General features: G+C 35.8%; 17 protein-coding genes, 1 tRNA gene and 1 rRNA gene. 9 read left to right on the forward strand and 10 right to left on the reverse strand.

The genetic code is table 11. The annotated features are described in order from the left end of the window. Positions 1-26: 26 nt before the first annotated feature. Together G521_RS0112875 and uvrA are read right to left on the reverse strand one after the other, a co-directional pair. The gene (locus G521_RS0112875) at positions 27-473 is read right to left on the reverse strand and encodes an RrF2 family transcriptional regulator (protein WP_026898902.1); all 447 of its coding nucleotides are present in this window, start codon (positions 471-473) and stop codon (positions 27-29) included. A 3-nt stretch (positions 474-476) separates the two neighbouring features. Further along, positions 477-3,302 (reverse strand): excinuclease ABC subunit UvrA, encoded by a 2,826-nt coding sequence (gene uvrA / locus G521_RS0112880; protein WP_026898903.1) that lies wholly within the window; start codon positions 3,300-3,302, stop codon positions 477-479. A 243-nt stretch (positions 3,303-3,545) separates the two neighbouring features. On the opposite strand from uvrA, the gene G521_RS0112885 reads away from it, so the two are divergent. The 4 genes from G521_RS0112885 to recA all read left to right on the forward strand — a co-directional run bounded on the left by G521_RS0112885 (position 3,546) and on the right by recA (position 6,404). Further along, positions 3,546-4,130, forward strand: coding sequence for an RNA polymerase sigma factor (locus G521_RS0112885; protein WP_026898904.1), 585 nt, complete (start codon positions 3,546-3,548; stop codon positions 4,128-4,130). Positions 4,131-4,214: 84 nt separating this feature from the next. Then, the gene (locus G521_RS0112890; RefSeq protein WP_026898905.1) at positions 4,215-4,409 is read left to right on the forward strand and encodes a hypothetical protein; all 195 of its coding nucleotides are present in this window, start codon (positions 4,215-4,217) and stop codon (positions 4,407-4,409) included. A 93-nt stretch (positions 4,410-4,502) separates the two neighbouring features. Further along, a complete protein-coding gene (nth, locus tag G521_RS0112895; RefSeq protein ID WP_026898906.1) occupies positions 4,503-5,258 on the forward strand; it encodes an endonuclease III in 756 nt (251 codons plus the stop codon). A gap of 129 nt (positions 5,259-5,387) precedes the next feature. Continuing rightward, positions 5,388-6,404: a recombinase RecA gene (gene recA, locus G521_RS0112900; protein WP_026898907.1), complete on the forward strand. Its 1,017-nt coding sequence runs from the start codon at positions 5,388-5,390 to the stop codon at positions 6,402-6,404. 58 nt (positions 6,405-6,462) lie between these two features. Here recA and G521_RS0112905 read toward each other — a convergent pair whose 3' ends face one another. Together G521_RS0112905 and tsaD are read right to left on the reverse strand one after the other, a co-directional pair. Beyond that, on the reverse strand, positions 6,463-6,645 hold the full coding sequence (locus G521_RS0112905) for a hypothetical protein (protein WP_026898908.1): 183 nt from the start codon (positions 6,643-6,645) through the stop codon (positions 6,463-6,465). Between the two features lie 127 nt (positions 6,646-6,772). Further along, complete coding sequence (gene tsaD, locus G521_RS0112910; RefSeq protein WP_026898909.1) at positions 6,773-7,774, reverse strand: tRNA (adenosine(37)-N6)-threonylcarbamoyltransferase complex transferase subunit TsaD; 1,002 nt, start codon at positions 7,772-7,774, stop codon at positions 6,773-6,775. An 81-nt stretch (positions 7,775-7,855) separates the two neighbouring features. On the opposite strand from tsaD, the gene G521_RS17215 reads away from it, so the two are divergent. Then, positions 7,856-12,259 carry a translocation/assembly module TamB domain-containing protein gene (locus tag G521_RS17215; protein WP_245580870.1) on the forward strand — a complete coding sequence of 1,468 codons (4,404 nt, stop codon included), beginning with the start codon at positions 7,856-7,858 and terminating at the stop codon, positions 12,257-12,259. A gap of 8 nt (positions 12,260-12,267) precedes the next feature. On the opposite strand, the gene G521_RS0112920 is transcribed toward G521_RS17215, so the two are convergent. The 3 genes from G521_RS0112920 to G521_RS0112930 form a co-directional block, all read right to left on the reverse strand. Then, a complete protein-coding gene (locus tag G521_RS0112920) occupies positions 12,268-13,473 on the reverse strand; it encodes a bifunctional 3,4-dihydroxy-2-butanone-4-phosphate synthase/GTP cyclohydrolase II (RefSeq protein WP_026898910.1) in 1,206 nt (401 codons plus the stop codon). Between the two features lie 219 nt (positions 13,474-13,692). Next, positions 13,693-15,126, reverse strand: coding sequence for an LptF/LptG family permease (locus G521_RS0112925; RefSeq protein ID WP_026898911.1), 1,434 nt, complete (start codon positions 15,124-15,126; stop codon positions 13,693-13,695). A 25-nt stretch (positions 15,127-15,151) separates the two neighbouring features. Further along, positions 15,152-15,532, reverse strand: a complete 381-nt coding sequence (locus G521_RS0112930) for an START-like domain-containing protein (protein ID WP_026898912.1) — start codon at positions 15,530-15,532, stop codon at positions 15,152-15,154. A 100-nt stretch (positions 15,533-15,632) separates the two neighbouring features. Here G521_RS0112930 and G521_RS0112935 point away from each other — a divergent pair. Continuing rightward, positions 15,633-15,706, forward strand: a tRNA-Met gene (locus G521_RS0112935). A gap of 139 nt (positions 15,707-15,845) precedes the next feature. Continuing rightward, complete coding sequence (locus tag G521_RS17220; RefSeq protein ID WP_051189743.1) at positions 15,846-16,511, forward strand: DUF2652 domain-containing protein; 666 nt, start codon at positions 15,846-15,848, stop codon at positions 16,509-16,511. On the opposite strand, the gene G521_RS0112945 is transcribed toward G521_RS17220, so the two are convergent. After that, positions 16,492-17,676 (reverse strand): Pycsar system effector family protein, encoded by a 1,185-nt coding sequence (locus tag G521_RS0112945; RefSeq protein WP_026898913.1) that lies wholly within the window; start codon positions 17,674-17,676, stop codon positions 16,492-16,494. The genes G521_RS17220 and G521_RS0112945 overlap by 20 nt on opposite strands. Before the next feature lie 113 nt (positions 17,677-17,789). Here G521_RS0112945 and G521_RS0112950 point away from each other — a divergent pair, with 113 nt between their 5' ends. Both G521_RS0112950 and G521_RS0112955 read left to right on the forward strand, forming a co-directional pair. Further along, positions 17,790-18,692, forward strand: coding sequence for an SdiA-regulated domain-containing protein (locus tag G521_RS0112950; protein ID WP_162141795.1), 903 nt, complete (start codon positions 17,790-17,792; stop codon positions 18,690-18,692). Then, positions 18,682-22,452, forward strand: coding sequence for a metallophosphoesterase (locus G521_RS0112955; protein ID WP_036679321.1), 3,771 nt, complete (start codon positions 18,682-18,684; stop codon positions 22,450-22,452). The genes G521_RS0112950 and G521_RS0112955 overlap by 11 nt, the downstream gene beginning before the upstream one ends. Before the next feature lie 69 nt (positions 22,453-22,521). On the opposite strand, the gene G521_RS17225 is transcribed toward G521_RS0112955, so the two are convergent. Further along, entirely contained in the window at positions 22,522-24,162 is a 1,641-nt protein-coding gene (locus G521_RS17225) for a S8 family peptidase (RefSeq protein WP_051189744.1), read from the reverse strand. A gap of 217 nt (positions 24,163-24,379) precedes the next feature. Continuing rightward, positions 24,380-24,491 (reverse strand): 5S ribosomal RNA (gene rrf / locus G521_RS0112965). Positions 24,492-24,674 lie beyond the last annotated feature (183 nt).

Consider the following 24,674-nt stretch of genomic DNA (forward strand, 5'->3'; position numbering starts at 1 on the left):
TTTAGTAGTCTTTATTTAAAAAAATATTAAATCACGGTTTTTGAGTCAGAAAGCGTGTTTTCACGCTCGATTACATCGGCAATACTCGTTTCTGTTAGAATTTTAAGGGAAGCATTTCGAACCTCCATAAACACATCGCGGATACCGCAGGTTTCTTCATTCATACATTCTTCGCATCGCTGATAAAAATTTAGGCTAACACAGGGCAACAAAGCAATTGGGCCTCCGGTAATACGCAAAACCTGGGCAAGTACTATTTCTTTAGGATCTTTAATTAAACTGTATCCTCCGCCTGCTCCTTTTTTACTGTACAGTAAACCAGCATTACGGAGGTCGAGCAATATTTGCTCTAAGAATTTTTTAGGGATGTGTTCTTCGGCTGCAATTCGGGAAATCTGCATAGGCTCATTACCAAAATTTTTACCCATCACGACCAGAGCCTTGATAGCGTAACGTGTTTTTTTGCTCAGCATAGTTTAATTTACAATCTCTTTAAGGGATTTACCTAATCGTTGGCTTAAATAATTTGCAGTATACGATTCAGGCTTCTTCACCATATCTTCGGGCGTGCCTTCAAAAACTACTGTACCGCCTTTATCACCACCTTCTGGACCAATATCAATGACCCAGTCGGCGCATTTAATCACATCCATATTATGCTCAATTACAATAATTGTATTGCCCTGCTCCAGTAATGCATTAAAGGATTTCAGGAGCTTTTTAATATCATGAAAATGCAAACCTGTAGTAGGTTCATCAAATATGAAAAGGGTTTTGCTGCTGTTATTTCCCTTGATCAGGAAAGATGCCAGTTTTATACGCTGGGCTTCACCGCCGGATAAAGTATTGGATGATTGACCCAAATGAACGTAACCCAATCCCACATCAACAAGCGGGCGAATTTTATTTAAAATCTTAGGCTCGGAACTAAAAAACTCCAAAGCTTCATCAATGGTCATATCCAAAACTTCAGAAACATTTTTATCGTTGTAGGTCACATCCAGAACATGTTGTTTAAAGCGTTTACCGTTACATGCTTCGCATGGAAGAAAAATATCTGCCATAAATTGCATTTCAATTTTCACCTCACCCTCGCCCTGGCAAACATCACACCTACCGCCTTCTACATTAAATGAAAACGCTGCCGGTTTTAGTCCCGAGGCTTTTGCAGCACCCTGCGATGAAAACAAATTTCTAATCTCATCCCAGGCTTTAACATAGGTAACCGGATTTGAACGCGATGATCTTCCGATAGGATTCTGGTCAACAATTTCAACCTGTTCAATTTTACTATAATCACCTTCCAGACTATCATAAGATCCTGTTTGTTCTCCGGTATAATTACCGATGGCTTTTTGCAATGCAGGATGCAGGATTCGTTTAACCAGCGATGTTTTACCTGAACCTGAAACGCCGGAAACAACTGTTAATACGTTAAGCGGAAATTTCACAGAAATATCCTTAAGATTATTTTCTCTAGCTCCTTTAATTTCAATGAAATCATTCCATTTACGCCGGTGTTTAGGAATCTCAATTTCAGCTTTTCCGCTTAAATATTGTCCGGTTAAACTAGCTTTATCTTTTAATATCTCTTTGAAAGTTCCTGTAAAAACCAGATTGCCTCCATGGGTACCCGCTTCGGGGCCAATATCAATAATATGATCAGCTGCCTGCATAATTTCTTCTTCGTGCTCAACCACAATTACCGTGTTCCCAACATCCCGTAAGGATTTTAAAACAGTAATGAGGCGATTTGTATCCCGGGGATGAAGGCCAATACTGGGCTCGTCCAACACATAAATGGATCCAACCAAAGAACTGCCAAGAGAAGTTGCCAAATTTATCCGCTGGGATTCTCCTCCGGATAAGGTATTGGAAAGTCGATTTAAAGTGAGGTAACTCAAACCAACATCATTTAAAAATTTAATGCGGCTGGTTATTTCCATCAGCAATCGCTTGCCTATTTTCTGCCGGGTTTCATCAAGCTGGATGGTCTCAAAAAACTCCAAAGCTTTATCGAGCGGCATGAGTACAATATCAGTGATTGATTTTTCAGCAACTTTTACGAAAGAAGTATCTGGTCTTAACCGGCTGCCTTTACAATCTGGACAATTGGTTTTGCCGCGATATCGTGATAACATTACGCGATATTGAATTTTATAAGTCTGAGTTTCCAGTTCTTTAAAAAAATCATTCAGACCCTGAAAATATTTGTTACCTGTCCACAAAACCGCTTTCTGATCTTCGGTCAGCTGATTATAAGATCGGTGAATCGGGAAATCAAATTTTAATGCCGATTTAATCAATTTTTCGAGCCATTCTTTCATTTTTTCGCCCCGCCACGGTGCTAAGGCACCATCATATACCGATTTGCTTTTATCAGGAATAACAAGGTCTTCATCAATTCCGATTACTTTTCCATATCCTTCGCATCGCTTACAAGCTCCAAAAGGATTGTTAAAACTAAAAAAATTAGGAGTAGGCTCTTCAAAGCGGATTCCATCAAGCTCAAACCGGTCACAAAAAACGTTTAGCTTTCCACTTTCCTCAACCATGCAATCGCCCTTTCCTTCAAAAAAAGCTGTTTGTACAGAATCTGCAATGCGGCTTAAGGTTTCGTCATCTCCGGAAACAGAAACACGGTCGATAACAATTTTAACATGGGTTTCATCATCAAGTTTCTTACTGGTGATGGTTTTGTCTTCAAGCAGATCTTCTATTTTAAATAGCTCGCCGTCTACTACCACACGTACAAAGCCTTTCTGAAGCAAAACGGCAAGTTCTTCTTTTAATGAACGATCATTATGCGGATAAAGCGGGCATAAAATAGTTACCGATGTATCCTGTGGAAACGAAGAAATAAAATCGACCACATCGGCAACGGTATCTTTCTTAACCAAAGCTCCTGATACAGGTGAAAATGTTTTTCCTACACGGGAAAAGAGCAGTTTTAAATAATCATAAATTTCTGTAGACGTACCAACGGTTGACCGCGGATTACTAGTAATTACCTTCTGCTCAATAGCAATTGCAGGGGCAATACCTTTAATATAATCTACGTCAGGCTTATTCATGCGGCCCATAAACTGACGGGCATAGGATGAAAGACTTTCAACGTATCGCCTCTGCCCTTCTGCATAAAGTGTATCAAAAGCAAGGGAAGATTTGCCGGAACCCGACATACCGGTTATTACAACCAGCTTATTTTTAGGAATTGCAACATCAATGTTTTTAAGATTGTGTACCCTTGCTCCTTTTATAATGATATATTTTTGTGGATCTTTTTCAGCTTCTTTACTCATGAATAAACCTATTCGTTATGTAATTACGTATGTTAAGGATATAATTAAACCTTGGATGCAAAAATACGTCTAGATAGATTAATAATACTGATTTAAGTTTTATTCTTTGATTTAGAAAAAATTTGGTTCTTTTGGGGATAAATACATCACATATTCACTAACATACAGGAGAAATACTATCGCAAAAACTCTACATTAAAAACTTTTTCATCACACATAAAGGAAATTTAAAGTAGCAGTCCTATGAAACTTCAATTGAAGAGCGATCAGGATTTGATCCATCAATATATTCAGGGGCAGGAAATCTGCCTGGAAGAATTGATTAGAAGACACAAATCCAAAATTTATACATCCATCTATCTGCTAGTTAAAGATTCATATCTTGCTGAAGACATTTTTCAGGATACTTTTATTAAAGTTATTAACACTTTAAAGGCAGGAAAATATAACGAAGAAGGAAAATTTTTACCCTGGGTAATGCGTATTGCCCATAATTTGGTTATTGATTATTTCCGTAAGGAAAAACGGACACCGGTTGTTACCAATGTAGATGGTTTTGACATTTTCGAAGTTTTGCAGTTTAACGATGAAAGCATGGAAGACCGTATGGTGAGAGACCAGACGCATAAAGACCTTAAAGGACTTATTCATCTTTTACCTTCTGAACAAAAAGAAGTGCTTATTATGCGTCATTACGGTGAACTAAGTTTTAAAGAAATTGCTGAGATTACAGAAGTAAGTATCAATACGGCATTAGGAAGGATGAGATATGCACTCAACAATCTTCGTAAAATGATATTAACCAAAGAGTTAAGTCTTAAAAATTAAAGCAACAATTTTGTTACTCTAATTCGTAAAATTGATAAAATATAGGCATTGCAATTGCGTTTTTATTTAAATTAAAAACGCAATATGCTTATGATTAAAACTTCTACACGACCCTCTGGTTCTTTACTTAAAGAAATAGTTACGAGCAGCGATGCCGAAGACTTAAATGAAGAAGATCTTAAATTTTACAATTTTATTAAGCCTGATTTAAATAAAATTGATCTTCATCCTAATCAGTCATCGATCAATAAAATACTAAACTATTCTAAATCACTGTAAAGAATAAAAACACAAACCCCTCAGATGAGGGGTTTATTGTTAAATAATATGTGATTTATTTCGATGCGAATATCTGTTGTCTATATTTGAAACATGTTAAGACAAGACCGATACAAGGCATTTGTTGACTATTTTTCTACGCATCAACCTCTGGCAGAAACAGAATTACAGTACCGCAATCCGTATGAATTATTGGTAGCAGTAATTTTATCGGCACAATGCACGGATAAACGAATTAATCAGATAACCCCTAAATTATTTGACCGATTTCCCACTCCACAAATTTTAGCTGAAGGCCCGCTGGAGGACATTTTCTCCCTGATTAAAAGTGTAAGCTATCCGAATAATAAAGCAAAGCATTTGCTGGGAATGGCAAACAAGATAGTTCAGGATTATAACGGGGAAATACCATCGAATATAATTGAACTCCAAAAACTGCCCGGCGTGGGCAGAAAAACTGCTAATGTAATAGTCTCCGTAATATACAATGCGCCTGCTATGGCGGTAGATACCCATGTATTTCGAGTTTCTAATCGAATTGGACTGACAATTCGTGCAAAAACACCTTTGGAAGTAGAAAAGCAATTGGTTAAATTTCTTCCAGAAGATAAAATTTATATAGCCCATCATTGGCTCATTTTGCACGGAAGATATATTTGCGTGGCAAGAAGTCCTAAATGCAGCATTTGCCCATTAACTTCATTATGTAAATATTACGAGCAACAAAACTCGGTTTCGGCGCTTAAAAGGTCTGAAGCTGCTGAAAAGAAAAAAGCCGCGGAGAACATTCAAAAAAGAAAATTTAAAAAGATAATTTCAGGAATTAAAAAATTTGAAGTACAGGAATAATATTACAAAGAATGGATTATATGAATTTATTAATAACTTCATAGCTACCGAAAATGACTTTGAGAATTGATAATATTTTTAGTATTTTCGCATTGTAAATAAAATTTAAAAAGCACGCAAACTAAAATAATGAGCAATACAGATAAATTAAAAGCCTTACAACTCACCCTTGACAAACTTGAGAAATCATACGGAAAGGGAACTGTTATGAAATTAGGGGATAATCCGGTAGAAGCTATGGAATCTATCTCAACCGGTTCTATTGGACTTGATATCGCCCTTGGTATTGGAGGTCTTCCGAAAGGGAGAGTAATTGAAATTTACGGTCCTGAATCATCGGGTAAAACTACTTTAGCAATTCACGCAATCGCTGAAGCTCAGAAAAAAGGCGGTATTGCTGCATTTATTGATGCAGAACATGCTTTTGATAAATTTTATGCACGTAAATTAGGTGTAGACATAGAAAATCTTTTAATCTCACAACCTGATAACGGCGAGCAAGCTCTTGAAATAGCAGATAATTTAATCCGCTCTGGCGCAATTGATATTATTGTTATTGACTCAGTTGCCGCTTTAGTTCCAAAAGCAGAAATTGAAGGAGAAATGGGAGATTCGAAAATGGGATTACACGCCCGTTTAATGTCACAGGCTCTTCGTAAACTTACCGGAACAATTTCCAAAACCGGATGCTGCTGTATTTTCATCAATCAATTGAGAGAGAAGATTGGTGTCATGTTTGGAAACCCTGAAACTACAACAGGTGGCAATGCATTGAAATTTTACGCTTCCGTCCGTTTAGATATTCGCCGGATTTCTCAAATTAAAGATTCTGATGAAGTATCCGGAAACCGGGTTAAAGTAAAAATCGTTAAAAATAAAGTTGCTCCACCTTTCCGTATTGCAGAGTTCGATGTCATGTTTGGGCAGGGAATTTCGAAAGCCGGGGAAATTATTGATCTGGGCGTTGAGTTTGATATTATCAAAAAGGCAGGATCATGGTTCAGCTACGGAGATACAAAATTAGGTCAGGGTCGTGATGGCGTAAAACAGATTTTATTAGATAATCCTGATCTTATGGATGAGCTTGAAGGTAAGATTAAAGCAATCGTAACAGGAGAAAAATTAGAAGAAAAAATGCAGTCATAAAAATACTGCGACTAAAATATATTCAGAAACCGCAAACCGTCTAGGTTGCGGTTTTTTTTTATTGGGTCTTTAAAAAGTTGGAATAAACTGTTAAAGCGACCACAATTGCTGCAGTAACAATAACACCAAGTACAATCAAACCAATTATTCCTTTTCGCTTATCCTGCTTCATTACATAAATCAGTAATGCTATCAGAGGGATAACAAAGATTACAAAGAAAATAATACTGACAGGATTCATAGTTAACAATTAATTTCAGCGAATATGGAACTTAAAAACTGATTAAAATAATACTGCTGTTCATTTTATCATTTCTTAAAAATAAAAATGACCTCATCCATTACAAATGGAAGCTTTTCAAATAAAATTAAAAAACCATTCTGGCCATTGGAGCCACCTCCTGAGAGACGAAGTCTGATTTTAGAAACTTATAATATCCGGCCATCGCAATCATCGCAGCATTATCTGTGCAATACTCAAACTTGGGAATAAACACATTCCAGTTGTTTTCACCGGCAACTTCCAGTAAGCTTTTCCTTAACCCCGAATTTGCAGAAACGCCGCCTGCAATGGCAATATCAGAAATTTGAAATTGACGAGCCGCCTTCTTCAATTTATTTAACAAGATGGTAACAATGCGATGCTGAACTGATGCACATACATCATTTATTCTGTTCTCTAAAAATCCAGGATTCTTTTTCAATTCATCTCTTACGAAATAAAGGATAGACGTTTTTAATCCGCTAAAGCTGAAATCAAGTCCCGGTATTTGAGGTTCTGGAAACTTAAAAGCCAAATGATCACCTTCAGCAGCATATTTATCAATTAAGGGTCCGCCGGGATAGGGCAAACCAAGGATTTTAGCTGTTTTATCAAAAGCTTCCCCGGCCGCATCATCGGTTGTTTGACCTACAATTTCCATATCGAAATAATCTTTAACTAAAACTATTTGCGTATGTCCGCCTGAAACTGTAAGACATAAAAAAGGAAATGAAGGCTTAGGTTCATCAATAAAATGAGCAAGTATATGCGCCTGCATATGGTTAACTTCGATAAGCGGAATAGTATTTGCCAATGCAAATCCTTTAGCAAATGAAGTCCCAACTAAAAGAGATCCTAATAAACCGGGGCCTCTTGTAAAAGCTATGGCATCAATGTCATTTTTGTGTACTTTAGCGATCGAAATTGCCTGATGTACAACGGGAACAATATTTTGTTGATGAACCCTGGAGGCAAGTTCCGGAACAACGCCACCGTAGTGTTTGTGAATCAGCTGATTTGCAATAACATTGGAGCAAATTTTGCCGTTGATACATATTGCAGCAGATGTGTCGTCGCAGGAGGATTCAATACCGAGTATAATTGGCAAAACCGAATGAGTTAAATTATTGTTTGACTTTTTTATTTAAAACACAAAACTATCAAAAAAGTATTAAAAATAACTTTATGGGTGCTTGCTACAATATTATTATTATTAGCGGCCTTAGTATTTTCATTACAATTTAAGCCGGTACAAACGTATGTGGCTAAAAAAGCTGCCCAATATCTTTCAAAAGAATTAAACACCCGGGTTGAAGTTAAAAGTTTATACATCAAACCGTTTAAATCAGTTGTATTGGAGGGTTTGTATGTTGAAGATCTGGAAAAAGACACCTTAATATTTTCTCCAAAATTCACTCTGGATGTTTCTGAGTTTTCCTTAAAGAACCGGAAAATAGCTGTCGCCACGGCGCAAATGGATGATGGAAAATTTTATATTAAACAATATAAAGACACCACCACCAACCTGGAATTTATTATTAATTATTTTGATACCGGCACAACAAAGCCCCGGAAAAAACCGCGGAAATCTTATGATATAACTTTTGATAAAATTGTATTAAACGGCATCGATTTTAAATATAAAAACTTCAATGTTGATACTGTAATCAAAGGCATTAACTTCAACGACCTGCATCTCCGCAATCTTAACACAACAGTTACAGGTCTCGACACTAAAAATCATTTGGTAAAGGCCCATTTTAAAAATCTCACATTTAAAGAAAAAAGCGGATTTTATTTAAAAAATCTGACCACAAACGCCACCATCGACAGCAATCAAATGCAATTCAGTGATTTGCTGTTAGAAACACCGGAATCCAGAATCTCTGATTTTTTATTATTTAAATATTCAAAGTTTAAGGATTTTAGTCAGTTTATAAGCAAGGTGCATATGACTGCACAATTTAAAAATTCTAAAATCTATTCAAAAGATGTAGCCTATTTTGTTCCTCAAATGAATAAAATGGATCTTGATTTACGTGTTGATGGCAGCATAAAAGGATATGTAGATAATCTTAAAGCAAAACAACTTGCTGTTAAAGTTGGCCGAACAACCTATATGAAAGGAGATTTTGATGTGAAGGGGTTACCTGATATCAATAAAACACTACTGAATCTCAATTTTGATCAGGTTTACACAAACAAGAAGGATATTGATTATATCGTATCAAAAGCCACAGGCAAAAATAAAGTGATTACTCCAGTCATTCTGCAAAAATTTGGGAATATCAATTTTAAAGGACGTTTTTCAGGATTCACAAATGATTTTATTGCATATGGAGAATTTAAAACTGCTCTGGGCAGAGTCGTTTCTGATATAAATATGAAAATACCGGCTAAAGGTCAGCCGGTATATAGCGGAGTAGTTAAAACTTATGACTTCGACCTGGGAAATTTGCTTGATCAGAAAAAACTGGGAAGGACTACACTGGTTGCAAATATTAAAGGAAGCGGATTTAATTTAAAAACTGTTAAAGAGCAAATAAAAGGCGACATTACTTATTTTGATTTTAATGGCTACAGATATACGAATATACTTTTGGATGGTACTTATGCAAATAATTTGTTCGACGGACAAATCAAAGTTAATGACCGCAATGTAAAATTAGATTTTCAGGGAGGTGTTAACTTAAATCCCAAAGTTCCGGTTTTTGATTTTAAGGCCAATATCAGAGGGGCTAATTTATATGCTTTAAATTTCACTAAAGACACAGTACAGGTTGATGCAGATTTCAACACAAATTTTACCGGAAATAATCTGGATAATATTCAGGGAAGTTTTGATATACGTAAAATCAGACTTACCAATACCGAACATTCATTTGTTGTAGATTCATTGCAATTATCCGCCATTGGTATAGGAAAAAGCCGCGAGTTAAAAATAAATTCAGACATCCTTGATGCAAGTATTAAAGGTGAATATGATCTTAATACACTTCCATCTTATTTTAAATCAGTAGCCAAAACCTATATTCCTTCTTTACAGGTAAGATATGTGAAGCCCAAACCCCAGAATTTTGAGTTCAATTTAACATTAAAATATTTTGAACCCATCAGTTTACTGTTTATACCCGAACTTAAAATACCGGAGCAAGCCAGCATTACAGGACAATTCAACTCTGAACAAAATATTGCAAATCTAAGCGGTTTTTCAAAACTGGTTACTTATAATAAGTTAAAATTCAACAACCTGATTATTGACCAGACCACTACCCCACTGGCGCTTAACTTGTTTATTACTTCTGATCAGGTTGATATAACCGATAGCCTTTATATAAAGAATGTAAACATTGCCAATATTTTAAGTAATGACAGCCTGAAATTAAACATTAAACTTTCTGATAAAGATGCGATCAACCAGCTCGATTTAAACGGCTTGGTTGAATTCAGTAAAGTTGCTGATTCAACGGCAAAATTGAGTTTACTGCCATCTGACGTTATAATAAACCGCGAAACATGGCGCATTCAGTATAAAGTATCGTTCAATTTTGAAGATGGTAAAACGATAATCCGCGATTTTGAACTTTTCAGAGATAATCAGCTGCTGACTGTAAATGGAATTATTTCCACAGATCCGGACGATGAACTCATTATTGGTTTTAATAAATTCAAACTCACTACGTTTAATCCGCTTACCAGGTCATTGGGAATAAATTTGAGCGGCGAGCTCAATGGAAATGCAAAATTAGCGGCAATAAGTAAAACCCCGCGAATTGAAGCCGCTTTAATAATTGATACGTTAAAGTATAATGACATTCTAATTGGTGATTTAAACCTGGATGCCGATTTTGATAATTCTACCAAACTGGTAAATGTGAAGATGGATATCATGAACGATGATATTAAAGCGTTGGATCTTCAGGGCACGTACAACGCAAATAGTGACCAAAACAATCTGGATATGGATGTCAAAATGCGGGACAACCAGGTAATCATATTTCAGCCTTTTTTAAAGAAACTGGTTTCAAATTTAACGGGTAAAGTTTCGGCTGATCTGAAAATTACAGGAAAATTAAAAACGCCTAAAATAAACGGTTCATTGAAATTGAATAATGCCGGCATGACTGTTAACTACCTCAAAACGCCGTATCACTTGAGTGATGAAGTATCTGTTAATAACAGTGTAATAAGTTTAAATAACCTGATAATAAAAGATATTAACGAGCATGAAGCAATAGCTAACGGCACCGTTGATATGAATAATATCAATAATCCAGAAATCCATATAACTATAGTTGCCAACAATTTTATGGCGCTTAATACTACTTCGAAAGATAATCCCTTGTATTATGGAATTGCTTACGGTTCTGGGGTATTTAAATTTAATGGCCCAACGGACAATATGAAAATTGACATAGATGCCAGCACACAAGCCGGAACAGTATTTAATATCCCTCTAAATTCATCTGCAACTGTTAGAGAAAACGATTTTATCAATTTTGTTGCCAAGGATTCTACACTAACCGTTAAGAAAGAAACCTCATTTATGGGGTTAACCATGAATTTTGACCTTCGTGTTGATGAAAATAGCGAAGTGAATATATTCACAGATTTAGGAAAATTAAGCGGAAGGGGGGATGCAGAACTTGCCTTAAGAATCACCAGTCTTGGAGATTTTGAAATGTATGGTGATTATGTAATCAGTAAAGGAAAATTCGAATTTATCGCTCAGGATTTTATCAATAAAATATTTGAAATTAATAAAGGCGGTTCTATAAGGTGGACAGGAAATCCTACGGAAGCAGCCATTAATTTAGATGCTGCATACAGTGCAAGGCCGAGTTTACAACCCCTTTATACTGCAGCCGGTCGTACAGATGGAATTGACCAGCGGGTATTAGCGGAAGCGGTCATGAAATTAAAAGGTTCCTTATTACAGCCAGATATCGTTTTTGATATTAATTTTCCTGCTGATGCTTATATCAAAGATGAGCTTCAGAGCTATTTTAGCGATGTAAACAACGTTAACCAGCAAGCCCTAAGTTTGATTATCAGAAGAAGTTTTGCACCAGGAACCGGAGCTGATCTATTTTCTCTGACTCCTACATTTATTAACGCCGGTACCGAATTATTTTTCAACCAACTTAATAATGTAATTACTCAAACGCTTAACTTAAATTTTGTGGATTTCAATATCCGCTCTTTCAATGATGCGAGTGCTTCATTAAGATTATTAAACGGAAGGCTGTTGCTAACCGGCGGAGTTACAGACCCACGCTCTTTACAAGATTTTGACGTGCTGGGAGGTTCATCAGTTGCCCGCGATGTGGAAGCCCAATATCTATTAAACAAAGATGGAAGCCTGGTTTTAAAGGCATCTCAGCGCTTGAACAATCGCAATTTCCTGAATTCAAATATTGAATATGTGAATGCACTGGGATTGCTGTATCGTCAGGATTTTGATAACGTAAATGAATTTCTCCGAACTTTAATTGGTAAAAAGCGAAGTGAAGAGCGTCGTAAAAAAGAATTGGAAGAAAACAAAAAACCAATTGCTGTAAAATTACCTGAAGAAAACGAAAAGAAAAAGTAGCTTAAAGCTTAACTATTTTTCATAATGGTATGTCCCATTTTATCCCTCTTTGTTTTTAAATAAAGATCGTTGTGCTCGTTGGATTTAATTTCAATCGGAACATTATCTACCACTTCTAATCCGTATCCAATAAGTCCGGCTCTTTTCGTTGGATTATTAGACATTAAACGCATCTTTTTAACTCCTAAACTACGAAGCATTTGCGCACCTATTCCATAATCACGCTGATCCATTTTAAAGCCAAGCTGCAAATTAGCATCAACCGTATCTAAGCCATTTTCCTGCAGGTTATAAGCATGCAACTTATTAATAAGACCAATCCCTCTACCTTCCTGATTCATGTAAATCACAACTCCCTTACCTTCTTCCTGAATCATCTCCATGGCTTTGTGTAATTGAGGGCCGCAATCACAGCGGCATGAACCAAAAATATCTCCGGTTATGCATGAACTATGAACACGTACCAAAACCGGCTCATCCGGCTCCCATCTTCCTTTAACAAGTGCAATATGGTGATCTCCGGTATTTATCTGTGTATAAGCAACCATTTCAAAATCACCATAATCGGTTGGAAGTTTTACTGAAACCTCTTTTTTAATCAGCGATTCAGTATTCAAACGGTAGGATATCAAATCCTCTATAGAAATAATTTTGAGATCAAACTGCTTGGCGATAAGCATCAAATCCGGAAGACGAGCCATTTCACCATCTTCATTCATTATCTCCACAATGATTCCTGCAGGTTCAAAACCGGCAAGTCTGGCCAGATCCACGGCAGCTTCAGTATGCCCTGCACGTCTTAATACACCCCCTTTTTTAGCTCGTAACGGAAATATATGCCCCGGCCTACCTAAATCTTCAGGCTTGGTATTTATATCTGCTAAAGCCAGTGTAGTTTTAGAACGGTCTGAAGCAGAAATACCTGTGGTACATCCATTTCCAATTAAATCTACAGAAACGGTAAAATTAGTTTCATGGGTTGCAGTATTGTTGCCAACCATCAAATCGAGTCTTAATTCATCGCAACGCTCTTCTGTTAAAGGGGCGCAAATTAAGCCGCGACCATGGCGGGCCATGAAATTAATCACTTCCGGACTAGCATTTTGTGCAGCAGTTAAAAAATCGCCTTCATTTTCGCGATCTTCATCATCTACAACAATAATCACTTTACCGGCTTTTATATCATTTATTGCTTCTTCAATTGTATTGAGCATTATTGTTGGAGTTAGGCGAACAGGGTAATTGAAATTTTATTTAAGATATCAGTAGAAAATCAGGGAAATTTCGTCCTTGTCCGAGCTTGAAATCAAAGGTACAAATCTAATTATTTTCTTTCGTTATGCATTCCTAAGGAAATTAAATCCGTCAACACAATGCAATAAAGAAATCCCGGCGAAAGATGAATAAGAAAATGTGTTTGGGATAATCTGAATTTATTCTGATAATTTTTTCTTTTTGGGAATTAGCTTTTTCAAAAACTCTTTGTAAAAGTCAACATCAAATAATACCGAATCAACTGTTGCCTTGTAAGTGAGGAAAATACCTAATGGTGTAAGAGTAATAATAGCTAGCCACATCCCCAGCATTGGAGATAAGGTACCTTCCTTTACAGATTTTTCGCCAATGGTTGATACAATATGATACACCAGAAAAAATAGCACTGAAACTACAACCGGTAACCCCAATCCTCCCCTGCGGATTATGGCACCCAACGGCGCACCAATGAAAAATAAGAGAAGGCAGGAAACCGACAGGGTGAATTTTTTATGAAACTCAATCATAAACCCTCTAACACGGTCCTCATTTTCATCATCAAAAGTTCTTTTATTTACAATTACTTCTTTAACAGAAACTAATCTGCTCTTGGCATTTTGGATAGCCAGCGTTCTGCTGTCTGAAGGAACTAAATCCAAAATATCCTTGTACTCTTTTATTGCAGCCGGTTTAATTGGCTGCTCTTTTTTGAGAGGCGGATTAATTGGATCATAAAACATTTTAATGTCTTTGTAGGCAGTTTTTAAATTACTATCAATTTTCACATTAAATGAATCACGGTAAAATTTTAACTGCTTTAGATTAAGCATTGCATAATTCGACTTAAACAAATTCTCATCTGTCCGCTGCATCTTAAATCCAGAAAGGTCAAACTTTTGCTCGGTTTCTTTAAATCTGAAACGCATTAAACGTTGCCGCTGATTATAGTTGGCCCCATCTCCAGGAGTTTCTTCATATCGCACGCCATTGCTTAATTTAAGAACCAGCGTCTGGTCATCATCGGTTCGGTACATCCGGCCTTTTTGAGCCATCAAAACACTTCCATTACTGGTATTATGATCGTAAATAATTAAATTATGAAGTGTTTGACCGTCAGAATCTTTCTTTTTTACCCGCAAAGAATATCCGGGAATACTACTGTTGAAAATGCCTTCGTCAATTAAGAAAGAAGATTTTTGATTCCTGACATCATAAAGCAGAGATCCCATTTTCAGATTTGCGACCGGTAGCATATAATCTGAAAATAAAAAAGCACTCACACTTAATATGCTTACTACTACTACAAGAGGCATCATTGCTTTTTGCAAAGAAATGCCTGCAGATTTAATAGCAACAAGTTCATAATTTTCACCAAGACTACCGAAAGTCATGATCGAAGAGAGAAGGATAGCCAGTGGAAGCGCCATAGCTACGTTGGTAGCAGAGGCATATAATAATAGTTCTAAAATTACATACCAATCAAATCCTTTACCAATCAAATCATCGATGTATTTAAACAAAAACAACATCAATAAAATGAACATTACAATGAAAAACGTAACGATAAAAGGTCGGAGAAATGCCTTAAATACTAATAAGTATACTTTTTTCACATCACAAAAATAGAGAATTAAATCCCTAAGCTCCTAAAACACTTACTAAATATTGAATTTGATTATCCCAAATCAACGTTCTGTCCTGAATGGTATCGTCGGTTGCAAAATCTGTTATGGACAATGCTACATCATTTGTTAGTTCATCCTGCACAATTTCCATTTCAAAATAACAGTGTGGTTCGTCATCAAGCCATTTAAATTTTACAAGTTTATTTTCTTTTATAGACAGAAGTTTAGCTTTTTGTTCTTCATCATCCCAGGTAAATGTATAGATCTGATCACGATAAGTTACATCATCTGCAAACCATTGTGCCAGCCCGTTTGGTTCGTTTAAAAATGTAAATAATATTTTAGGAGACGAATTCACTTCGTACTCAAGATTAAACTTCTTCTTTTCCAGCATTCTGTATCTTACTAAATGAATTTGTGACTTTTTTTACATTTGTTTCTAAAGAAAAGTATTTTCCGCTATATTTGCAACTCTCTTTTAAAAGCCAATTAACGGCGGGGTAGCTCAGATGGTTAGAGCGCAGGATTCATAACCCTGAGGTCGGCAGTTCGATTCTGCTCCCCGCTACACAAAGCCCCACACGGGGCTTTTTTTAATTTCATAATTTAATGTTTTTGATGTATAATTTAAGCTATTAAAAAAATATATTTACGAGCTCCAAATCAACTCATTAAATCACAAAAGAAAATAGCAATAGAATTTACGAATGAAAAATAAAAACGGGTTAACACCAACTTTTTTTTGCGTACCCGATATAACTGGTTTTACAAAATTTATTGCTACTTCTGATATTAACTTTAGTAAAGAGGTGATTCCTGCCTTACTTCGAAAATTAATTGAAGCAAATATGGTAGGAATGAATGTTGCCGAAATTGAAGGCGATGCTATTTTCTTTTACAAAACAGGCAGGCTACCATCTATTCAGAAAGTTGCCGATCAATGTAAACACATTTTTCAAACATTTTCAGATTTTTTAAAGCAGCTTCAGGAAGCTCAACCCGAAAATTATGAGAAGTATTTGGGCGATAACCAATTAGGGCTCAAAATAGTTATCCACTTTGGCCATATCAGCTTTTCAAATATAAAAGGAAGGGTAAAGCTTTTAGGAGAAGATGTAATTATAGCTCATAAACTTCTTAAAAACGGAATTTATGAGTTAAACTATGTTCTGTTAACCGATAAATATCTCTCAAAAGTAAAAACCAGCAAAAATCTTGAAAAGTATTTTCACTGGCAGGAACTTAAAGCGGGCTCTGAACAATATGATTACATCGGAGAAGTGGGATATAGATATATTACACTTGATGAGATGGAATTTATGCAGGATGTTGAACTAGTACCTTCACTAAAATCTAGTAAGAAAACATCATAATAATTACAAATCCTACGGCACATACAATCATTCCGCCCATAAAAATATTATATGACCAGGTAAGCAAACGATATTTTCTTACCAAAACGCTTCCCAGGTGATAAATATCAACCGACATGTTATCATATAATTCTGTTTTTTCATCCTTTAAGAGTTTAATCTGATCAACAAATTCACGCAGCTGCAGTTGAGCAAAATTCCCGAAAAATAAAATACTGCTTTCCTTTTTACTGAGTTCATATTTTTCTTTGGAAGTAACATTTGGCCTTGCAGATAAAATTGCAAAAACTACTGCCAGTAAACTGGTTATCAGAAGGAAAGCCATTGGAAAAACAAATCGGATACTTCCAACTTCACTCGAGCTTGAGAATGTAAAACCGGTACCAAACAATGTAATAACCAGGGATATTATAATCGTATTAATACTAATCATAATATTTGCTTTATTATCTGCGATGGATGTAAGGCTGATATGATACGCATAAACGGATCGATAAAGTGTTTCGATACCACGACCTTCCTTTACCGGTTTGGCATTTTGCTTGGTAACAAGTTTTGCTTCCTTTTCATTTAATTCATCTATAAGCCTGCGTTGTTCGAGAATATTTTCTTCCCTCTGAGTATCAAATTTCGATATTGCTTCTTCTGTTTTAAAAGTAGTGTTTATCAGAAATTGTAACTGAAGCTGGGCCCATTCTAATTCAGAATAGGTTTTCTGAAGAATTCGTTCCCATTCTATCCGTAGCAAATCTGCCCGGTGGCAAAACTTTTTGGTTCCCAGATTAATATAATCGGCATCATGCAAAATTTCCTGTAAAGATCCGTCAGGAATAACACCATGTTTGGTTGATAAAATCAGCGATTCAATCTCAGCAATATCTTCGTCAGGATAATTTCCTTCGAGATAGCTTTTCATTATTTTAACACTCTCTTCTTCGTGACCCTGATATGTTTCAATATATCCTGTATCATGAAACCAGGCGGCAAGCATTAATACTTCGTAATTTCTGCTGGTTAAATTATATGATTTAGAAAGTTTTTTACATCCTTTTACAGTATCGAGTGTATGGTTATAGTTATGATAAACATAATCGTTAGGAAGTTTCTCTTTATAAAGATTAAATACATATTCCGCAACGTCTTTTACCATAGGATTATTTTTCATGTTATTAGATTAAAAATTTAATGATTTATCAGTAAAAACTGTGCCATGGTGTTTTTAGAGTCCGATTTATTTAATTTGGTATGATTATAGTAAATTACCTTAAAAAATCAACTATGAATAAACCTATATTATTATTACTAGCTGTTTCAGCTTTAGCATGCAATAATCCTATAAATCCAAACTCATCTTCTGAGGATAAATCTACCAAAAAAGTTGTAGAGCTGAAATACGATAAAATTCATGAAATGCCGGGAGAACTTGATGAAATATCAGGTATCACTTTTTTAAATGATTCAGTGGTCGCTGCTATAGAAGATGAAAATGGAATTCTGTATTTTTATAATATAAAGCAGGAAAAGATTGAACGGAAGATAGATTTCGGGAAAGCGGATGATTATGAAGATGTAGTTTTAGCCAATAATGATATTTACATTATTAATAGTTCTGGTGAGATTTTCCAGGTAAAGAATTTTGATTCTGAAAAACCTGTAATTAAAAATTTTAAAACTGCTTTTGGTAAAAAGAATGATATTGAAGGAATGGCTTTCGAGTCAAAAAAAAATCGTTTATTAATCGGAGTTAAAGGCAATAATCTGGATAAATCTGAGGAAAATAAACAAGTGTATGCTTTTGACTTAAATACAATGCAGTTAATTCCAGAAGCTGTATACAAAATACAATTAAATGAAATTGAATCATATTTTGAAGGAGATGCCATAGAAGAAAGTTCCAAGAAATTTTTAAAAGCTTTAGGTAATAAAAATATGAGTAAAGTTTTTAACATATCAGCTCTGACTGTTAATTCGCTAAGCGGCGAAATATTTATTCTTTCCTCATTAAATAATTTGATTGCTGTTTTATCTCCGGACGGAAGCTTAAAAAGCATTTATAAATTAGATAAAGACTTTAAACAACCCGAAGGAATTGCGTTCTCTGGCGATGGCAAATTGTATATTTCAAACGAAAGCGGCGGTAAAGGATCAGGTAATATCATTGAAATGAACTATGCAAATTAAAATCATACGATCGCTTTTAATTGTACTGTCATGCTATACTTTGAATGCATGCATTAGTACTAAACCTTATTATGACAAAAGTCAAAAAAACTGGCAAAGTGCCAACAGCCCCGATACGCTTGAATTAAAATATACGGTTTTTTTAATTGGAGATGCCGGAACCCCGGAGAACGATAAGCAGGAACCAGTTTTAAAATTATTACAATCGCAGGTATTTCAACAGGATACTTTGATGAGCCCCGGTGGTGGCGCTGACTCCGTTATACAAACTTCAAATCCAAAAGATGTTGTAATCTTTTTAGGAGATAATATTTACGAAACAGGCCTGCCCGAGCCTACAGCTTCGGACCGTAAAGAAAAAGAACGCCGGATTACCGAGCAAATGAATACGGTTAAAGGTTTTAAGGGACAGAAAATTATTATCCCCGGAAATCATGACTGGAACGAAGGCCGTCCGGGAGGCTTACAAGCCATAAATCGCCAGGAAGAGTTTGTTGAACAATATCTTGATTCGGCTGATGTGTTTTTGCCAACCAACGGTTGCGGCGGTCCGGTAGAACTCCAGTTGAATGACGACTTGGTGGTTATTGTTGTGGATAGCGAATGGTGGCTCACAAAATATGATAAACCTTTGGCTCCGGATAATGGCTGTACTTCTTCCGATCGTTTAGATTTAATCCAGCAGGTTCAGGATATTGTAATAAGAAATAGAGGAAAAAACATTGTTTTAGCCCAACATCATCCTCTTTACAGCAATGGACGCCATGGCGGTTATTTTACATTGAAAGATTACATTTTCCCTCTAACCCTTGTCAGAGATAATTATTATATCCCTCTTCCTGTAATCGGATCGATATACCCACTGATGAGACAATACGGAGTTTCTCGTCAGGATCTATCCAATAAAGATTATCAGCAATTAAAACGTGGCTTGTTGTCTGTAATGGAGGACGAAAAAAATATAGTAATTGCTACCGGTCATGAGCATGCGCTTCAATTAAATAAATACAAGGATATTAACCATATTATCAGCGGAGCAGGAAGTAAGTCTACTTCGGTTATAAAAGGGAATGAGGCATTATTTGCATATGGTGGCGGTGGTGCTAAAGGTTTTGCACGTTTAAATTATTACAGCAACGGTCAATGTTGGGTAGAATTCTGGGAGCCAGAAGGAGATGGTTCTACAGGTAAAATAGTTTTCAGATCTCCTCTGTATGCTATTCCATCTAAATCTGAAGAAAAAACACCTGAACAACAACTTGTAAGCTATGTAGATAGCACCAAAATGGTTGTTGCAGGTTCGGAATATAAAGCCGGTAATTTTAAAAGAACTTTATTCGGCGAGCATTACCGGGATACCTGGGCAACTCCTATTAATGTTAAATATTTGGATCTGAATTTATATGCAGGCGGATTAACTCCTCTTAAAATGGGGGGAGGAAAGCAAACCACCAGTTTACAGTTGGAAGGTAAAGATGGGAATATATATCAATTCAGAACGGTCGATAAAAATCCTGCTGCTTTGTTGCCGGAAAGTTTTCTAAAAACATTTGCAGAAGATCTTGTACAGGATCAGATTTCTTCAGCTCATCCTTACGGAGCATTAATGATTCCGGATATGGCAAAATCTGTTGGAATATATCATGCAAATCCGCAATTGGTTTATATGCCTTATTCTACACTTCTTGGTCCTTATATCCAGCAGGTTGGAGGCAAATTAGGTATTATAGAGGCCAGGCCTGATGAAGATGTTTCTGATTTCAATTCATTTGGAAATGCAAAAAATGCTGTAAGTACAAATAAAATGTACAAAGAAATACAGGATGATAATGATAATGAAGTAGATCAGAAAATGTTTCTTCGTGCCCGTTTATTTGATCTATTAATTGGTGATTGGGATCGGCATGAAGATCAGTGGAGATGGGCAGAGTTTAAAAAAACCAAAGGAACTTTATTCCGTCCTATTCCCAGAGACAGAGACCAGGCCTTTACAAAATTTGACGGATTGATTCCAAGTTTGATAAGCGGAATATTGCCGGATATTCAAACTTTTGGAATGACTATTAAAGATCCTGCTGAACTGTCTATAGCAGCCAGAAATCTTGACAGAAATCTTTTAAATAAATTATCTAAAGCAGATTGGCTTGAAATTGCCTCAGATATTCAAAAGAAATTAACGGATGAAGTAATTAATCAGTCGGTTGCTAAAATGCCGGTAGAGGTTTACAGCAAATCAGGACCGGAAATTATCGAAAAATTAAAATCTCGTCGTAACCAGTTATCTGATGTAGCCGAGAAATATTATAAAGTTCTTTCGGACGAAGTAACCGTAGTGGGAACCAACAAAAAAGAGTTTTTTAAAGTCGAAAGAGGAGAAAAAAGTGTTCACTTAACTGTTTTTAAAATTGATAAGAATGATAAAATTGATCAGAAAATCTTCGATCGTACTTTTGATACGGATGAAACCAATGAACTGAATCTGTTTGCATTAGAAGGAAAAGACAGTATACTGATTGAAGGGTCATCAGCAAATGATTTCAAAATCAGAGTTATTGGCGGGGAAGGTAAAGATGCTTTAGTTGATAATGGCAATGGCGGAAGAACACTTTTTTATGATCAGTCTACGGAAGATAACAATGTTGTTTCGGGGGCTAATACTGCATTGAGATTATCTGATAAAGCCTGGATCAATGAGTATAATTTAAATTCATTTACGTACGATAAAGCAGGCATAATACCATCCTTTGACTTTAATGCAGATGACGGTCTATTTATAGGTGGCGGTTATGGAATCAAGCATTATGGATTTCGAAAAGAACCCTACAGTTTTGACCAAAGTATCTCCGGAAATTATGCACCCAAAACAGGGGCCTATTCTATTCGTTATAACGGTAATTTTTACAGCATATTCGCTCCGAATTTGGATATCGTTGTAAATGCTGCTTTTAATGGTCCGAAATATACATTTAACTATTACGGGCAGGGTAACTCCTCTTTAAATGTAGGTGATGACATTGATTATTTTCGTGTTCGCACTAATAACTTAAGTGTCCGATCTTTTCTGCAATACCGGTTTACAAAAGCGTTTAAAGTTGGTATTGGTCCCGGTTACGAGTATTTCAGGGTTGAAAAACCTGACAATAAATACGTCAGTTCATCCTCATTCCCTGATCAGGAAGATATTATTGACCCATCTACATTTTTATCGCTACGATCTTATGCTATTATAGATTTTGTTAATAACCCTACCTTTCCGGGATCAGGTGTACGCTGGAAGATGGAAGGTAATTATATGAACGAAATCAAAAATTCTAAAGACAGATTCTTACAGCTTAGATCTGATATATCTTTTTATGCCACACCTAATTTTAGATTTCCGGTTACCGCCGCTGTACGAATTGGGGGAGCTACGAACATAGGCGACTATAAATTTTTCCAGGCTAATTCTCTTGGCAATAATACAAACTTAAGAGGTTTCAGGAACAATCGATTTTCCGGCAGATCATATTTATATCAAAATTCTGAGCTAAGATTTAAAGTGAGCAATTTCAGAAATTACATCTTTACAGGAAACCTTGGATTATTTGGCTTCTTTGATTCAGGTAGAGTCTATTCCGACAATCCGGAATCGAATGAATGGCATAAAGCTTATGGTCCGGGAGTATGGTTTAACTTCTTTAACAAGTTCTTACTTTCTACAAGTTATGGAATTTCTGAAGAGGGAAAATACTTCAGTTTTAAAAGCGGAATGTCATTTTAATGATATTGTAATTAAATTTAAAAAAGGCCTGTCAAAACTATTTGACAGGCCTTTTTTAGGAAGAATCATTTAGTTAACTTCAGATTGAGAATTTGAAGATTGTGATTTAGACATTTTTTCTGCAAGTAAAATAGCGTTATACGCATTTACAATTCCACCCGAAACACTGATCTCATCAAATGAAACCTTTTTTGAACTTCCATTTTCTTTGATCTTCACCTTTTGCTCTACTTTAGAAACAGAATTCATAATTGCCTCCTTAACCTGCAAGGCACTTAAATACGGATAATATGACCAAATCAGAGCAGCCAAACCCGCAACAACCGGAGAAGCCATACTGGTTCCATCATTTTCCTTATATTTTGAATCAGGCATTGTTGAATTAATTTTTACTCCCGGGGCAAATACATCTACTGTTTTCTTTCCAAAATTTGAAAAATCCGCAACCAGATCTTCATCATTTTTCCATCCGGAAGCTCCAACTTCAATCCACAAAGGGGCTTTACCCATATTTACACCAATGCTATCGACAAAGAGCCTGTTTGGGAAATTATTTTCCTTATCTGTGTTCAAGCCATCATTACCTGCGGCATGTATCAATAAAACATTTTTAGACATTGCATATTTGACAGCTTCATCAACTACTTTCTTATCCCATGAATAAGATTTACCGAAACTCATATTGATAATTTTGGCGTTATTATCTACTGCATATCTGATTGCATTGGCAACATCCTTATCTCGCTCATCTCCATCAGGTACTGCTCTGATTCCCATAATTTTAACATTGTCTGCAACGCCTTTAATTCCCAAATTATTAATACGGGAAGCTGCAATAATTCCAGCAACATGAGTACCATGCTCCGCATCAGGGCCGGTTATATCTGGATTACCATAAATACGTTCATTACTATCTGAGTAATTATCTCCGACAGAATCTCTGGAATTATAATCTAAATTTAAATGATACTTAAGTAGAGTACTATAATATTTAAAACCTTCTGTCAAATCTTCCTGAATTTCATTTAAAGTGGTACCGTCTTTAAGTTCTGATTTAAGTGCCTTTAAGACGCGGCTTTCTATGTCATTTGCAGGTTTATATTTATCAAAATCTGCTAATACCGGATTATTGATTTTCATTTTAGCTGTAATCTCTTCAAGATATCTTTTAAAAAGCATTGTGTTTTCATAACCCATCTGCGCTTTTTGCAATTCATCCATATATGCTGCAATTAACTTTTGATATTGCACAAATTCCTTACGCTCCTCTTCATTAAAAGGTGTACTATTCAGCGCTGCAGAATATTTGGGCTGTAATTTTTTTACGAGTCGGGTAAGCTCCATATTATCGTACTGGACATTTTTATTGGGTGATCCAATAAAATTCCAGCCATTTATATCATCTGCATATCCATTCTTATCATCATCTACTCCATTGCCCGGAATCTCTTTTTCATTAATCCACATAGATGTTTTAAGATCTTCATGTACCTCAAATATTCCTCCATCAATTACAGCTACTATAATTGGCATGGCAACTTTTCCTTTGAGTAAATTATATGCCTTTTCGGTGCTTATTCCAAATACTCCGTCAGTCTTAAGGTCAAGATTTTGCCAATTATCCTTAGGCTTTTCTTTAGATTGTGCCACTACAAATAGCGGAGACAAACCTATAAATATGATACAAACTACTTTATTTGTAAATCTCATATGATATCCTGTTAAAATTAAATATTTATTAAAATACGTAAATTATCATGCCATGGTTCATTTCATGATAAACCAAGATTAAAAATTACAGTAAAATGTAGGATGTATAGATCTTCTGAATATATCCTCGACTCTTTCAAGAGAATATTAATTAAATAACCGATTTTTTTTAACAAAAAAAAGCCTTGTCTTTAAGGGACAAGGCTTTGATTATAAAATTGGGCACCGACCTACTCTCCCACCTGTTACGGCAGTACCATTGGCTCTGGCGGGCTTAACTTCTCTGTTCGGAATGGGAAGAGGTGGACACCGACGATATAGGCACCTAAAGCTTTTGAGCTTCCGTTCATCCGTTTGAAGTTCCTTGGAACTACTCACTTCTGAATTTCACTACTAATATCTTAACACACTGGAAAAAGTACTTGAATAAGAAAACAACAATATATTCTATCTGCCTTATGCATGCCAAGCCGCAAGGGTTTGGGTGCATGAAGAAAGCTTCGGGTAATTAG

Source organism: Daejeonella oryzae DSM 19973 (genome assembly GCF_000422945.1).
Lineage (GTDB): Bacteria > Bacteroidota > Bacteroidia > Sphingobacteriales > Sphingobacteriaceae > Daejeonella > Daejeonella oryzae.

What these genes read in the sequence shown, in the direction of transcription:
- G521_RS0112885 (WP_026898904.1), top strand. Translation starts at nt 3,546, where the DNA reads ATGAAACTTCAATTGAAGAGCGATCAGGATTTGATCCATCAATATATT.
- G521_RS0112950 (WP_162141795.1), top strand. Translation starts at nt 17,790, where the DNA reads ATGAATAAACCTATATTATTATTACTAGCTGTTTCAGCTTTAGCATGC.
- G521_RS0112955 (WP_036679321.1), top strand. Translation starts at nt 18,682, where the DNA reads ATGCAAATTAAAATCATACGATCGCTTTTAATTGTACTGTCATGCTAT.
- G521_RS17225 (WP_051189744.1), bottom strand. Translation starts at nt 24,162, where the DNA reads ATGAGATTTACAAATAAAGTAGTTTGTATCATATTTATAGGTTTGTCT.
- uvrA (WP_026898903.1), bottom strand. Translation starts at nt 3,302, where the DNA reads ATGAGTAAAGAAGCTGAAAAAGATCCACAAAAATATATCATTATAAAA.
- G521_RS0112890 (WP_026898905.1), top strand. Translation starts at nt 4,215, where the DNA reads ATGCTTATGATTAAAACTTCTACACGACCCTCTGGTTCTTTACTTAAA.
- G521_RS0112945 (WP_026898913.1), bottom strand. Translation starts at nt 17,676, where the DNA reads ATGAAAAATAATCCTATGGTAAAAGACGTTGCGGAATATGTATTTAAT.
- G521_RS0112875 (WP_026898902.1), bottom strand. Translation starts at nt 473, where the DNA reads ATGCTGAGCAAAAAAACACGTTACGCTATCAAGGCTCTGGTCGTGATG.
- recA (WP_026898907.1), top strand. Translation starts at nt 5,388, where the DNA reads ATGAGCAATACAGATAAATTAAAAGCCTTACAACTCACCCTTGACAAA.
- G521_RS0112930 (WP_026898912.1), bottom strand. Translation starts at nt 15,532, where the DNA reads ATGCTGGAAAAGAAGAAGTTTAATCTTGAGTACGAAGTGAATTCGTCT.
- G521_RS17220 (WP_051189743.1), top strand. Translation starts at nt 15,846, where the DNA reads ATGAAAAATAAAAACGGGTTAACACCAACTTTTTTTTGCGTACCCGAT.
- G521_RS0112920 (WP_026898910.1), bottom strand. Translation starts at nt 13,473, where the DNA reads ATGCTCAATACAATTGAAGAAGCAATAAATGATATAAAAGCCGGTAAA.
- nth (WP_026898906.1), top strand. Translation starts at nt 4,503, where the DNA reads ATGTTAAGACAAGACCGATACAAGGCATTTGTTGACTATTTTTCTACG.
- G521_RS0112905 (WP_026898908.1), bottom strand. Translation starts at nt 6,645, where the DNA reads ATGAATCCTGTCAGTATTATTTTCTTTGTAATCTTTGTTATCCCTCTG.